The sequence below is a fragment of the Streptomyces sp. NPDC034103 genome (assembly GCF_055575395.1).
Window position 1 is genome coordinate 22364 of sequence record NZ_JBVISS010000018.1, and the last position, 13089, is coordinate 35452.

Annotated in this window: 13 protein-coding genes; 4 read left to right on the plus strand and 9 right to left on the minus strand. The window is 72.6% G+C overall.

The genetic code is table 11. The features are described from left to right. Positions 1-131: 131 nt before the first annotated feature. The 3 genes from ACZ56U_RS33705 to ACZ56U_RS33715 form a co-directional block, all read right to left on the minus strand. Entirely contained in the window at positions 132-941 is an 810-nt protein-coding gene (locus ACZ56U_RS33705) for an SCO1664 family protein (protein ID WP_469087722.1), read from the minus strand. Next, the gene (locus ACZ56U_RS33710) at positions 905-1495 is read right to left on the minus strand and encodes a DUF3090 domain-containing protein (RefSeq protein WP_469087723.1); all 591 of its coding nucleotides are present in this window, start codon (positions 1493-1495) and stop codon (positions 905-907) included. Before ACZ56U_RS33710 ends, ACZ56U_RS33705 begins: the two co-directional genes overlap by 37 nt. A 67-nt stretch (positions 1496-1562) precedes the next feature. After that, positions 1563-2249: a histidine phosphatase family protein gene (locus ACZ56U_RS33715; protein ID WP_469087724.1), complete on the minus strand. Its 687-nt coding sequence runs from the start codon at positions 2247-2249 to the stop codon at positions 1563-1565. Between the two features lie 62 nt (positions 2250-2311). Here ACZ56U_RS33715 and corA point away from each other — a divergent pair, with 62 nt between their 5' ends. Then, positions 2312-3307, plus strand: coding sequence for a magnesium/cobalt transporter CorA (gene corA, locus ACZ56U_RS33720; RefSeq protein ID WP_469087725.1), 996 nt, complete (start codon positions 2312-2314; stop codon positions 3305-3307). 9 nt (positions 3308-3316) lie between these two features. Here the strand turns inward: corA and ACZ56U_RS33725 are convergent, their stop codons facing one another. After that, positions 3317-4105 (minus strand): ferritin-like domain-containing protein, encoded by a 789-nt coding sequence (locus ACZ56U_RS33725; protein ID WP_469087726.1) that lies wholly within the window; start codon positions 4103-4105, stop codon positions 3317-3319. 234 nt (positions 4106-4339) lie between these two features. Further along, entirely contained in the window at positions 4340-5395 is a 1056-nt protein-coding gene (locus tag ACZ56U_RS33730; protein ID WP_469087727.1) for an LLM class F420-dependent oxidoreductase, read from the minus strand. A gap of 178 nt (positions 5396-5573) precedes the next feature. Here ACZ56U_RS33730 and ACZ56U_RS33735 point away from each other — a divergent pair, with 178 nt between their 5' ends. Continuing rightward, entirely contained in the window at positions 5574-6557 is a 984-nt protein-coding gene (locus ACZ56U_RS33735) for an aldo/keto reductase (RefSeq protein WP_469087728.1), read from the plus strand. Then, a complete protein-coding gene (locus tag ACZ56U_RS33740) occupies positions 6554-9046 on the plus strand; it encodes a helix-hairpin-helix domain-containing protein (protein WP_469087729.1) in 2493 nt (830 codons plus the stop codon). The genes ACZ56U_RS33735 and ACZ56U_RS33740 overlap by 4 nt, the downstream gene beginning before the upstream one ends. Positions 9047-9430: 384 nt before the next feature. On the opposite strand, the gene ACZ56U_RS33745 is transcribed toward ACZ56U_RS33740, so the two are convergent. Continuing rightward, complete coding sequence (locus tag ACZ56U_RS33745; RefSeq protein ID WP_469087730.1) at positions 9431-10129, minus strand: hypothetical protein; 699 nt, start codon at positions 10127-10129, stop codon at positions 9431-9433. A gap of 47 nt (positions 10130-10176) precedes the next feature. Here ACZ56U_RS33745 and ACZ56U_RS33750 point away from each other — a divergent pair, with 47 nt between their 5' ends. Then, positions 10177-10365: a DUF5703 family protein gene (locus ACZ56U_RS33750; protein ID WP_079308592.1), complete on the plus strand. Its 189-nt coding sequence runs from the start codon at positions 10177-10179 to the stop codon at positions 10363-10365. A gap of 90 nt (positions 10366-10455) precedes the next feature. Here ACZ56U_RS33750 and ACZ56U_RS33755 read toward each other — a convergent pair whose 3' ends face one another. The 3 genes from ACZ56U_RS33755 to ACZ56U_RS33765 all read right to left on the minus strand — a co-directional run bounded on the left by ACZ56U_RS33755 (position 10456) and on the right by ACZ56U_RS33765 (position 13089). Then, positions 10456-11232 carry a chaplin gene (locus tag ACZ56U_RS33755; RefSeq protein WP_469087731.1) on the minus strand — a complete coding sequence of 259 codons (777 nt, stop codon included), beginning with the start codon at positions 11230-11232 and terminating at the stop codon, positions 10456-10458. Between the two features lie 140 nt (positions 11233-11372). Then, positions 11373-11606 carry a chaplin ChpH gene (chpH, locus tag ACZ56U_RS33760; protein ID WP_391240308.1) on the minus strand — a complete coding sequence of 78 codons (234 nt, stop codon included), beginning with the start codon at positions 11604-11606 and terminating at the stop codon, positions 11373-11375. Between the two features lie 157 nt (positions 11607-11763). Then, complete coding sequence (locus tag ACZ56U_RS33765) at positions 11764-13089, minus strand: M20/M25/M40 family metallo-hydrolase (protein ID WP_391240311.1); 1326 nt, start codon at positions 13087-13089, stop codon at positions 11764-11766.

The following is a 13089-nucleotide window of genomic DNA, read 5'->3' on the forward strand; positions in this document are numbered from 1 at the left end:
GCCGGATGGCCGGTAAGGCGGTCTTGCGCGGAACGCTCCGCAGGGGTAGCCGTGACGAAACCGCCGGCCGGTGGGGGCTGGTCGCGCGGTTCCCCGCGCCCCTGCGGGGCACGGTGCCACCCGCTCTGCTCCTACACCGGCGGCCAGGGAATGGCCGGCCACTCGCCGCTCGGTTCCGGGTGCCTGCCGGTGGTGAGGAGGGACTCGACACGCGCGCGTGTGGCGTCGAGCTCGGCGGGTGTGATCAGTTCGGCCAGCCGGGTGGCCAGCTCGCCCGCCAGCGCCTCCCTGAGGCCCTTGAGCACGTCGACGGCCTCGCCGGGCAGCGGCTCCCCCGCCCAGCCCCACAGCAGCGTGCGCAGCTTGTTCTCGGCGTTGAAGGTGACCCCGTGGTCGATGCCGTACAGCCGGTCCCCGGCGGGCAGCAGATGGCCGCCCTTGCGGTCGGCGTTGTTGATCACGGCGTCGAGCACGGCGAGCCGCCGCAGCCGCTCGTCGTCGGCGTGCACCAGCAGGGCGGTCTTTCCGTCCCCCACCTCGGCGAACCCGATCGCCTTCCAGCCCGGCCCCGGCTCCTGCGCGTCGACGAGCGCCAGCAGGTCCGGGCCCGGCCCGGCCTCGATCCACAGCTGGACCATGCCCTCGCCGTAGGGCCCGTCACGCAGCACGGTGGGCGGGACGAGCCCCCAGCCGGTCGCCTCGGAGACCTCGTACGCGGCGACCTCCCGCTGGGCGAGGGTGCCGTCGGGAAAGTCCCACAGCGGGCGCTCGCCGCGCACCGGCTTGTAGACGCACAGGGCCTCACGGCCCTCGTAGGCGACGGAGCAGTGCAGCACCGCGTTGGAGGCGTCCCGGATCTGTCCGCGCACGGTCAGCTCACCGCGGGTGAGCAGCTCTGCCGTGGTCACGCTCCGCGGCGGTATCCGTTCTGGCGCGGACATACGTGTCCTTCCGGGTCGAGCGGGAGGCTGCACAGCGGACACGGCGGCCGCCCGGCGTTGACGACGTCCAGGGCACGCTTGGCGAAGGCTCTCGCCTGCGCGCCGGTGAGCCGGACCCGCAGCATCGGGGGGCCGTTCTCCTCGTCCTGCAGGAGCCGCTCCTCGGCCTCGGCGAGGTCCTCCTCGGAGTCGGCGTCGAGTTCGACGAGGGCCTGCGCCTCGACGATCATGCGCTGCTCCTCGCCGTCCCAGGCCAGGGCCATGGTGCCGACGCGGAACTCCTCCTCGACGGGGGTGTCCAGCGGGGCGGTGTCGGACACCTCGGTGGGTGCCATGGCCGGCACGGCGGCGATGCCGCCGCTGCGGCGCACGACCTCGTCCAGCAGTTCGTCCATCCGCTCGGCGAGCGCGGCGACCTGGGTCTTCTCCAGGGCCACGCTGGTCACCCGGGGGCCGGCGGAGGCCTGGAGGAAGAACGTACGGCGCCCGGGCAGTCCGACCGTGCCGGCCACGAAACGCTCCGGCGGGTCGTAGAGGAACACCTGACGGGACACGTCCTGTCTCCATTGGAATCGTGGGTACGGCGCTGCTTCGACCGCTTCACCCTACTGCGCCCGACGATCACGGTGCGCCCGCACCACCACCGACCGTGGCGTCACCGCCGGCCGGCTCCTCGCGCGGCGCCAGCGAGGTGAAATCACCGGTGTCACCGAGACGTACGAGAAACGGCCGCAGACGGGTGTAACGGATCGCTGTGATGGAACACGGTTCGACGGAGATCCGCTGGAAGAGGTCGAGATGAAGTCCGAGAGCGTCCGCGACGAGCGACTTGATGATGTCGCCGTGCGAGCACATCAGATACACGGCGTCGGAGCCGTGGTCGCGCTCCACGCGCGCGTTCCACTCACGTACGGCCTCCGCCGCGCGGGTCTGCATCGCCCGCATCGACTCGCCGCCCGGAAACGCCGCGGCCGACGGGTGCGCCTGGACGACCTCCATCAGCGGCTCGTCCATGAGCTCGGCGAGCTTGCGGCCGGACCAGTCGCCATAGTGGCACTCCCCGATCCGCTCCTCGGTGTGGGCGCTCAGTCCGGGGCGGGCGTCCAGCAGCGGCCGGATCGTCTCCTGGCAGCGCTGGAGCGGGCTGCTGACGACCTCGGAGATCGGCAGCTGGGCGAGCCGTCCCGGCAGCGCGGCGGCCTGCGCGATGCCGCGCTCGTCCAGGGCGACCCCGGGCGTCCATCCGGCGAGCAGTCCCTCGGTGTTGGCGGTGGATCGTCCGTGCCGGACGAGGATCAACGTGGGCATGCGGCCCAGGGTAGGCGCACGCACGCGTGCGCCGGCCGCCGAGCGACGGGAGAATACGCAGCGTGATCGTGGACTGTGCCATCTACCACGACGGGCACCGGGCCGACGGCCCGGAGGACCTGTCCGACGCCCTCGACCAGGCGCGGGGCGCGGGCGGCTTCGTCTGGATCGGGCTGCACGAGCCGTCTGAGAAGGAGTTCGACCTGGTCACCCGGGAGTTCGGGCTGCACCCGCTGGCGGTCGAGGACGCCCTGAAGGCGCACCAGCGGCCCAAGCTGGAGGTCTACGACGACTCGCTCTTCGTCGTCCTCAAGCCGGTGGTGTACGAGCCGCAGAGCGACACGGTCTCCACCGGCGAGGTCATGCTCTTCCTCGGCGACGGCTTCGTGGTGACCGTCCGGCACGGCGAGGGCTCCCCGCTCGCGGACGTGCGCCAGCGGCTGGAACACGAGCCGGAGCTGCTGGGCAAGGGTCCCACGGCGGTGCTGTACGCCGTCTCGGACGCCGTGGTCGACCACTACCTGGACGTGGCGACGGAGCTCCAGACGGACCTGGAGGAGCTGGAGACGGAGGTCTTCTCGCCGGACGGCGGCGGCTCGCGCCACACCGCGTCCCGCATCTACAACTTCAAGCGGCAGATCCTGGAGTTCCGCCGGGCCACCGGCCCGCTCGCGCTGCCGCTGACCCGGCTGGCGGCCGTCGGCCAGTTCGGCTCGGGGGTGCCGTTCGTCAACGAGAAGGCGCGGCCCTTCTTCCGGGACGTCAACGACCACCTCACGCGCGTGAACGAGTCCGTGGAGGGCCTCGACCGCCTGGTGTCGGACATCCTGTCGGCGCATCTGGCGCAGATGAGCGTCCGGCAGAACGACGACATGCGGAAGATCTCCGCGTGGGCGGCCATGGCCGCGGTCCCCACGATGATCGCGGGGGTCTACGGCATGAACTTCGAGCACATGCCGGAACTGCGCTGGGTGTGGTCCTACCCGGCCGTGATCGTGGTCATGGCCGCCCTGGAGGTGCTGCTGTTCCGGATGTTCAAGAACCGGGGCTGGCTGTAGGCGCGCGGGTCAGGCGAACTCGGGGGCCGGGGTGGCCGGTCCGCCGAGTGCGTCGCGCCGCTCGGGCATCTTCAGGGAGACCATCCGGCGCCAGCCCAAGACGCATTCGTACGCGTACACCGCGTGGATGCCCGCCGCGAGGACGGCCGACTTGGCCGTGGGCCAGCCCAGGATGCGGCCCATGTGGGCCATGACCGCGAGGCTGACGTCCCGGTAGACGCGGATCTCGGCGAGCGCGCACTGCCGCAGGGTCCGCTGGATGTCCCGGCCGTGTCCCGCGCGGGCGAACCGCAGCAGCTCCTCGTGGCAGTAGGCGAGGTGGTTGTCCTCGTCGCCCGAGATCATCTTCACCGCGCGACCGAGCTCGGGGTCGTCGGCGAAGTGCTTGCGCAGCAGTTCCATCTGCTCGGAGGCGCGCTGCTCGGTGACCCGGCTGTGGGCGAGGTAGGTCACGATGTCCCGCACGGTCAGCGGCCGGCCGGCCCTGAGCGTGTCGTGGGCGAGACCGATCCCGTCGCGTTCCAGGAGCATCGTGTAGTCGGTGTCGGGCGGTACGGGGACCGGTTCGAGGCCGCGCTTCCTCATCAGGGCGTTGAAGATCCGCCCGTGCTTGTCCTCGTCCGCGCCGTGCCGGGAGATCTTGGGGGCGAGGGCGCGCTCGCTGTCGGGGACGAGCGCGGCGATGCGGGCGTTCTCCCAGCCGCCCTGCGACTCCCCGCTCGCCGCGATGGAGCAGAACAGGCGGAAGGATTCGTCGTTGTCGAGGATCTCCTGGAACAGACTCCTGGCCGAAAGCATCGTGGGCACCTCTCTGCGGGACTCCGCGGCATTCCGCAAAGAACGAGTCAAATGCCGCGCGAGGGGTGCTGCAACAGCTGTGTCGGACAACTCCGCCGAACGGAGGACCCTGGCCGTCACGACGGGGGCGTAACCGCACGGGCGCGGGCGCGTTGTTCTGCGTGACGGCCGTGGCGGGGAAGACCCCCGAGCCCCCACCACGGCCGCAGAAACTTTCCGGTGGTTCCCGGCGCGCTACGCCAGTCCGGCCCGCTCCAGCGCCTCGGACCCGGCGCGCAGCGCGGCGATCCGCTCGTCGAGCGTGAAGCCCGCGGGGGCCAGGCTCAGCGTGGTGACACCGGCCGCCGCGTACTCCTTCATCCGGTCCGCGATGCGGTCCACGGAGCCCAGCAGTGTCGTCTTGTCGATCAGGTCGTGCGGGATGGCGGCCGCGGCGCCCTGCTTGTCGCCGGACAGGTACTTCTCCTGCACCTCGGCGGCCGCCTCCTCGTACCCCATGCGCTGGGCGAGCTGGTTGTAGAAGTTCTGCTTGGCACTGCCCATGCCGCCGACGTACAGCGCGGTGTAGGGGCGGAAGGTGTCGGCGAGCGTGGCCACGTCCTTGTCCTCGCCGAGGGCGAGCGGGAGGGTGGGGTGGACGTCGAACCCGTCGAGGGTCTTGCCGGCCTTCTCGCGGCCCGCGCGCACATGCCTGAGCGTCGTCTCCTCCAGGTGCTCCGCGGACGGGAAGATGAGCAGGGCGCCGTCGGCGATCTCGCCGGTCTGCTCCAGGTTCTTCGGTCCGATCGCGGCGATGTAGAGCGGGATGTGCTCGCGCTCCGGGTGCACGGTCAGCTTCAGCGGCTTGCCGGGCCCGCCGGGCAGCGGCAGCGTCCAGTGCTGCCCCTCGTACGACAGGCGCTCGCGGGTCATCGCCTTGCGGACGATCTCGACGTACTCACGCGTGCGTGCCAGCGGCTTGTCGAACTTGACGCCGTACCAGCCCTCGGAGACCTGCGGTCCGGAGACGCCGAGGCCGAGCCGGAAGCGGCCGCCGGAGAGCGAGTCGAGGGTGGCGGCGGTCATCGCGGTCATGGCCGGCTGACGGGCCGGGATCTGGAAGATGGCCGAGCCGACGTCGATGCGCTCGGTCTGCGCGGCGACCCAGCTGAGCACGGTCGCGGCGTCGGAGCCGTAGGCCTCGGCGGCCCAGCACACGGCGTACCCGAGTCGGTCGGCCTCCTGGGCGACGGCGAGATTGTCCGCGTCCATTCCGGCGCCCCAGTAGCCGAGGTTGATGCCGAGCTGCATGGCCGATTCCCCTTACCCATCAGTAACGTCCCTGGATTCCCGACCTTAGCGCGGGCCACGCGGATCGGGGCAGTTCGCGCTCGTGTTCTTCCGCCCACATCAACGCCCCTGTCGCTGCGGGAAACTGGTTGTCCACAGGCCCCCACACCGCTGGTTCCGGCCAGTAATGTCGGCGTTCATGGAGCAGAGGCATCTCGGCCGCACCGGCCTGCGCGTGTCCCGCGTTGGACTAGGCACCCTCACCTGGGGCAGGGACACCGACGAGCACGACGCCGCGGACCTCTTGAAGACGTTCTGGGAGGCGGGCGGGACCCTCGTCGACACGGCGGACGTGTACGGCGACGGGGAGTCCGAGTATCTGCTCGGCCGCCTCATGGAAGGGCTGGTGCCGCGCCGGGACCTCGTCATCTCCACCAAGGCGGGCAGCGTGCCCGACCCGGACCGGCGGTTCGACGGCTCGCGCGGCCATCTGCTCTCCGCGCTGGACGCCTCGCTCGCCCGGCTCGGCACGGACCACGTCGACATCTGGCAGGTCCACGCCTACGACCCGGACACCCCGCTGGAGGAGACCCTCCAGGCGCTCGACCTCGCGGTCAGCAGCGGCCGCGCGCGGTACGCCGGTGTCTCCAACTTCTGCGGCTGGCAGCTCGCCAAGGCCGCGACCTGGCAGTTGGCGGCCCCCGGCACCCGGACCCGGCTGGCCGCGACCCAGCTGGAGTACTCCCTGCTCCAGCGCGGCGTCGAGCGCGAGGTGCTGCCCGCCGCGCTGGACCTGGGCATCGGACTGCTGCCCTCCTCCCCGCTGGGGCGCGGGGTCCTGACGGGCAAGTACCGGGACGCCACACCGGCCGACTCCCGCGGCGCCTCCGACCACCTCGCCCCGTTCGTCGCGCCGTACCTCGACGACACGGCGAGCCGCATCGTGGACGCGGTGCGGACCGCCGCCGACGGACTGGCGGTGACCCCGCTCCAGGTGGCCCTCGCCTGGGTCCGCGACCGGCCCGGGGTGACCGCGCCCATCGTCGGCGCGCGCAACGCGCAGCAGCTCACGGCGGCATTGTCAGTGGAGGCCCTTAGTCTTCCTGACGAGATCTGCCGGGCTCTCGACGATGTGTCGGCGCCCGTGCACCGCTATCCCGATCACGACTGGAGCACGCTGTGAGCACGGAGCCGGAGCCCACGGAGGAGACCGAGCCGGAGGCCGCGTCGACCGAGGAGGCCGAGGTGGCCGAGGTGGCCGAGGTGGCCGAGGGCACCCCGGCCGCGGAGACCGGCACCGCCGACGCGACGGGGCACGGGACCGAGACGGCCGACGGCACCGGGCCGGGAGCCGGGGCGACCGACGGCACCGGACCCGACCTCGGTGCGGCCGACGGGGCCTCCACGACGGGCGGCGAGGCGAGGGCTGCGGCCGAGGACGAGGAGTCCGTCGCGGCTGACGGCGGACCTGTGGTGACCGGCGGCGAGGACAGCGCCGCAGCCCAGGACGAGGAGTCCGTCGCGGCCGACAGCGACGCTTCCGCGACCGGCGACGAGACGAGCGCTGCGGCCGAGGCCGAGGAGTCCGTCGCGGCCGACAGCGGAGCCTCCGGCGGCGAGGACAGCGCTGCGGCTGAGGGCGGGCCTTCCGCCAGCGGCGAGGACGTCGCTGCGGCCGGGGCCGACGCGGAGGCCGCGGCCAAGTTGTCCGAGGCCCAGGCCGAACTCGCGGCGCAGAAGCTCGAGCGGGAGCGGATCGCCCGGCGCAAGGCCGAGAAGCAGGGACCCGTCGAGGCCGGCGCGAAGCTCAGCGGGAAGGCCGCCGATCTGCTGGCCGCCGTACGGGCCGTGGAGAGCGGGGCGAAGCCCGTGGCGGACGTCTTCGCCGAGCCCGAGGCGCCACGCCGGCCCGCGCCGGAACCCGCGCGGCGCCCCCGGCCCATGGCGGCCGAGGTCCCCGCGGCCCCGGCGCCGCGGACCCTGGAGTCCGTGCGCGAGGTGCTGACCGACGGCGGTGCGCCGGAGGCCCTCGTCCCGCAGGTCGCCGCGGCCCTGGGAGAAGGCGCCGCCGGGCAACTGCGCGAGGACCCCTGGCAGTTGCTGCGGGTCACCGGGGTACGGCCAGAGCAGGCCGACGGGTTCGCGCGGGCGTTGCTCGGTGCGCAGTGCGGTCCGGATGACGAGCGGCGGGGTCGGGCGGTGACCGTCTGGCTGCTGGAGCAGGCGGCCGCGGCCGGGCACACCGCGCTCGAACTGCCCACGCTCACGGCCGCGCTGGGCAAGCAGGGCGTGCCGGACGCCGACGCGGCCGTCCAGAACACCCTCGCGGAGGCCGAGGCCCTGGTCTTCCAGGACGCCCTCGACCCGCGGGCCCCGGAGCCCGAGGAGGGCGAGGAGCGCCCGGTGCGCGTCCTGGTCGGCCTGGAGCGGTACGCGCTCGCGGAGGAGAGCCTCGCCGACGGACTGGCGCGGCTGATCAACTCGGTGCCCAAGCAGGACGGTTCGGCCGAGGACTGGGAGCGCGCCGCCGACGCGGCACAGGGTTCCGCCGGTGAACTGATCCGCGCGGTGGCGGGCCATGGTCTGGTCCTCCACACCGGCGGCGAGGCGTCCCTGGCCGAACCGGCGGCCCTGCTGGACGCGGCCCGCGAACTGGGCCTGCGCGCCTGGACGGCGGCCCCCGGACCGCTGGGCCGGGACCGCCTCGCCACGTCGGCCACCGCGGTCACCGTCACCGGCCTCCTCTCCGGCGCCGAAGGTCCGGGGCGGGACGCCGAAGGGGCGCTCGACCTCGACCTGCTCGTCGTCGTCGACGCGCCCCAGCTGGACGTGGAGACGGCCGCGCTGCTGACGGAGTCGTTGCCGGACGGGGCGCGGCTGGTGCTGGCCGGGGATCCGGGGGTGCTGTGGTCGGCGGGGCCGGGCAGGGTCTTCGGCGACCTGCTGGCCGCAAGGGTCTGCCCCCAGATCGCCTCACGGCGCCCGGATCCCGGACCCCTCGGTGAGCTGGTCTCCGGGATCGGCGTCGGCGAACTGAACCAGGTCGAGGCGCCGGGCAAGGAGGTCGTGATCGTGCCGGTGCGGGACGCGGGCGAGGCCGTGCACCGGACCGTGCAACTGGTCGCCGACTCGGTGCCGCGGGCGATCGGCGTACCCGCCGAGCAGACCCAGGTGATCACGCCGGGGCACGGCGGCGCGGCGGGCACCCGGACCCTCAACGCGGCCCTCAAGGACCGTCTCAACCCCGGACCCGGTCGCTTCGGCGGCTTCGACCCCGGCGACCGCGTCGCCTACTCCCCCGCCCCCGGCCGCAGCGTGCCGGGCCACGTCGTGAAGGCGGACGCGGAGGGCCTGCACCTGTCGTGCGCCGGGGAGGACGTCGTCGTACCGAAGGAGCGGGTCGAGCAGTGCGTGCGGCACGGCTGGGCCCTCACCGCGCACCAGGCGGTGGGCGGCCGCTGGCCGGCGGTGGTCGTGGTCCTCCCCGGGGACGCCACCCAGGCCCTCAGCCGACCCTGGGTCTACACGGCCTTCGGCCGAGCCGTCCGCCATCTGTCCGTGGTCCACGGCGCGGACCAGGCCCTGCCCAGGGCGGTCGCGGAGATCCAGGCGAAGCCCCGCACGACGCGCCTCCCCGTCCTCCTCGGAACCCAGCTGCCGACGCCCGGCTGACCCACCCGGGGGGCGAGCGGGGGCTGCCTGCCCGCCTGACCCACCCGGGGGCGTACAGCGGACTGCGCACGCGGCGACCCACCTAAGGGGCGAGCGAGGGCTGCCTGCCCGCCCGCCCCACCCGGGGCGCACTGCGGACTGCGCACGCGGCGACCCACCCAGGGGCGCGGGGAGCTGCGCGACAAGCCCCCACCGCCTCGCAGCCGCCCACCGCCCCACCGCCGTCCACCAGCCGCGCTCACCCACCACCCCGCAGCCGCCCACCGACCGCACTCCCCCACCACCCCGCAGCCGTCCACCAGCCGCGCTCGCCCACCGCCCCCGCACACGCCGACGGCGGCGGCCCCGGAGAACCTCCGTGACCGCCGCCGTCCGAGCCCAGCGCTAGCGTTCCGCGTCCAGGTGCTCCAGATCCTCGTCCTCGTCCAGCTCCGGGTCGATGTCGTCGAGCTCGTCGATGTCGTCGGCATCGTCCGCACTGTCGAGATCGTCGTCGAAGACCGCGCTGACGTCGAAGCGGCAGACCACCCGCTGCGCGTCCACCCCCTCGAACGGTGCCTCCAGCCATTCCCCGGGGTCGGTCTGCTCGTCGGCCGCGGTCACCCACAGCGTGGAGTCGCCCTCCTCCAGCCCGAACTCCTTGTGCCGCGAGGCGATCTCGTCCGGTTCGAACTCACCGAACAGCAGGCCCAGCGCTCCGTGCACGGTGCCGGAGGTCTCCGCGCCCTCTTCGTAGTCGGCCGCCTCGACCCGCTGGGCCTGGGCGAGCAGCCGCTGCGGCTCGGCCACCGCGTAGTCGCGGCGGATCAGCACACTCACGGCGTGCGGTTCCTCGGGACCCGCGTACGGAGGCAGTTCCTCCGTGCCGGGGATCTCGAAGGGCGTGACCTCGTCGTAGCGGTCGTAGAGCAGCTCGTCGTACACCTCGGCGGCCGCGGCGAGTTCGTTGAACGTTTCGTACACGGCCGGGTCGTCCTCCCCCGACCGGTGTTCGACCGCGGCCAGGTGACGGTCGAGCGCGGCCTTGACCGCCTCGGCGGCGGCGCGTACCTCGGCAGCGGTGGGCTGCACAGCATCAGACATAGTGCAGACGCTATCCGTACCGAGCCCCAGCCCGCACAATAGATGCGATGCCGGAATACGAATTTGTCGACGTGTACGTGCCGCGCGGGGTCTCCCGCAAGGACACCACACGTCTGCTGACCGACCATGCCGAGTACGGACACTGGGAGCTGGACCGCCTGAGCCTGCTGCGTGACGGAAGCCGCAAGGTGCGGCTGCGCCGCAGGATCATCCGCCAGGTGCGCGCCACGTGGTGAGGTGAGGCATGCGAGACGGAGCGGGCCCCGCCGAGGCGGGGCCCGCTCCGTTCTGCCCGGTACCGGCTCTGCCGACCCCCGGGGCGCCGACTACGCCGAGGCCCGCGCCTTGCGGTAGAGCACCGCGCCCGCGAGCAGCGCGCCCGCTCCGGCCGGGAGGGCGAGGCCCAGGGGCAGGTCACTGCCGGTGGTGGCGAGCTGGGCGTGGCCCTGCGGCTGGGTGACGGTCCGGGCTCCGGGGTGGTTGTCGCCCCACGAGCCCGGCGCCCCCGGAGTCCCCGGAGTGCCGCCGCCCGGTGTGCCCGGAGTCCCACCCTCCGGAGTACCCGGCCCCCCGGGGGTGCCCGGGTGGTTCGGCTGCTCGGGGTTGCCCGGCTGGCCCGGTCCGCCCGGAGGGGTCTGACCGCCGCCGGGAGGCGTACCGGGGTTCCCGCCACCGTTGCCGCAGTCGTTGCCCGTGGTCGGGTTGGCGATCCCGATGACGTCGACGCTGTTGCCGCAGACGTTCACCGGGACGTGCACCGGGGCCTCGACATGGTTGCCGGAGCCGACCCCCGGGGAGTCGCTCGCGTGACCGCCGGAGGACGCACCGGCACCGGAGTCGCCGTACCCGCCGGACGATCCGCCGGGGTGGGCGCACTTGTTGCCCATGGCCGGGTTGAGCACCCCGACCACGTCGACCGTGTTGCCGCACACGTTCACCGGCGCGTGCACCGGCGCCTGCACCGTGTTGCCCGACAGCACGCCCGGCGAGTTCGAGCTCGATCCGATCGCCCCGGAGTCCGCGTGCGCGGCGCCTCCCGCGGCGGCGATCACGCCGGTCGCGGCCGCCATCGTCATCAGGCCCTTGCGGGTCACTTCACGCATTCCTGCATTCCCCCTGCCTTGTGGATTTCGACCTGCGATCCTCGTGAAAAGACCGGTAGGCCCCGGAGCGCATGGCGCGCGCTCCGAGGCCGACGGTCAGATAAACGCCCCTCGGAGGAATGCACCTCCGGGGGTCGGCGTCACTTGTTGATGCAGGTGTTGCCGAAGGCGGGGTTCAGCAGGCCGATCACAGAGACCGTGTTGCCGCAGACGTTCACCGGGATGTGAACCGGGACCTGAACGACGTTGCCGGACAGGACACCCGGGGAGTGCACGGCGGCACCCTGGGCACCGGCGTCGGCGACGGCGAGACCCGCACCCGCGAGAACGAGGCCACCAGTGGCAGCCGCAGCGGCGACGACCTTCTTGATCATTATTCCTCCTTGTTGGCAAAAGCGATCTCGTGTTGCCGATCGCATCACCTGTAACGAGAGGGGAGTAATGAAGCTACGAACCTATGAGTGCATTCACCCTTCTCAGTCACTTCCGCACGCCCGGTCGAATCGGCGCGTCCATTCAGGACGCGTCCATTCAGGACGCGTCGATGAACCGGTCCAGCACGCGCACCCCGAACTTCAGCCCGTCCACCGGCACCCGCTCGTCGATGCCGTGGAACATGCCCGCGAAGTCGAGCTCCGGCGGCAGCTGGAGCGGCGCGAAGCCGAAGCAGCGGATGCCCAGGTCGTCGAAGGACTTGGCGTCGGTGCCGCCCGAGAGCATGTAGGGCACCGCCTTCGCGATCGGGTCCTCGGCGCTCAGCGCGCTCTGCATGGCGTCGACGAGCTTTCCGTCGAAGTCGGTCTCCAGCGCCTTGTCGCCGTGCACGTCCTCGCGGCGCACGCGCGGGCCGAGGATGCGGTCGAGGTCCGCGAGGAACTCCTCCTCGTAGCCGGGCAGGAAACGGCCGTCGACGTGGGCGGTGGCCTGACCGGGGATGACGTTGACCTTGTAGCCGGCGCCGAGCATGGTGGGCGCCGCCGAGTTCCGCAGCGTGGCGCCGACCATCTTGGCGATGCCGCCGAGCTTGGCGAGGGTCTCGTCCATGTTCTCGGGGTCGAGCTCGGTGCCGAGGGCGTCGGAGAGCTCGTCGAGGAAGGACCGCACGGTCTTGGTGACCCGCACCGGCCAGGTGTGCCGCCCGAGCCGGCCGACGGCCTCGCACAGCTCGGTGATGGCGTTGTCGTCGTTGGTCATCGAGCCGTGCCCGGCGGTGCCGTCCACGGTGAGCCGCATCCAGTGCATGCCCTTCTGGGCCGTCTCGACCAGGTAGAGGCGCAGGTTCTCGTTGACGGTGAAGGAGAACCCGCCGACCTCGCCGATCGCCTCGCTGACGCCCTCGAAGAGGTCGGGGTGCTTGTCGACGAGGTACCGGGCGCCGTACGTGCCGCCCGCCTCCTCGTCGGCGAGGAAGGCCAGCACGATGTCCCGCGGGGGCTTGCGGCCGCTGCGCAGCCGGTCGCGGACGACCGCCAGGGTCATCGCGTCCATGTCCTTCATGTCGACGGCGCCCCGCCCCCACACGCATCCGTCGGCGACCTCGCCGGAGAAGGGGTGGTGGGTCCAGTCCGCCGCGTTGGCCGGTACGACGTCGGTGTGCCCGTGGATGAGGAGCGCCGGCTTGGAGGGGTCCTCGCCCTCGATGCGGGCGACGGTGGAGGCGCGGCCCGGGTGCGATTCGATGATCCGCGGTTCGAGGCCCACCTCGGCCAGCTTCTCGGCGACGTACTCGGCCGCCTTGCGCTCGCCCGGGCCCGAGTGGTCGCCGTAGTTGCTGGTGTCGATCCGGATCAGCTCGCGGCAGAGGTCCACGACCTCGTCCTCGCCGGTGACGTGCCTGGTCGTGTCCGTCCCGCTCAC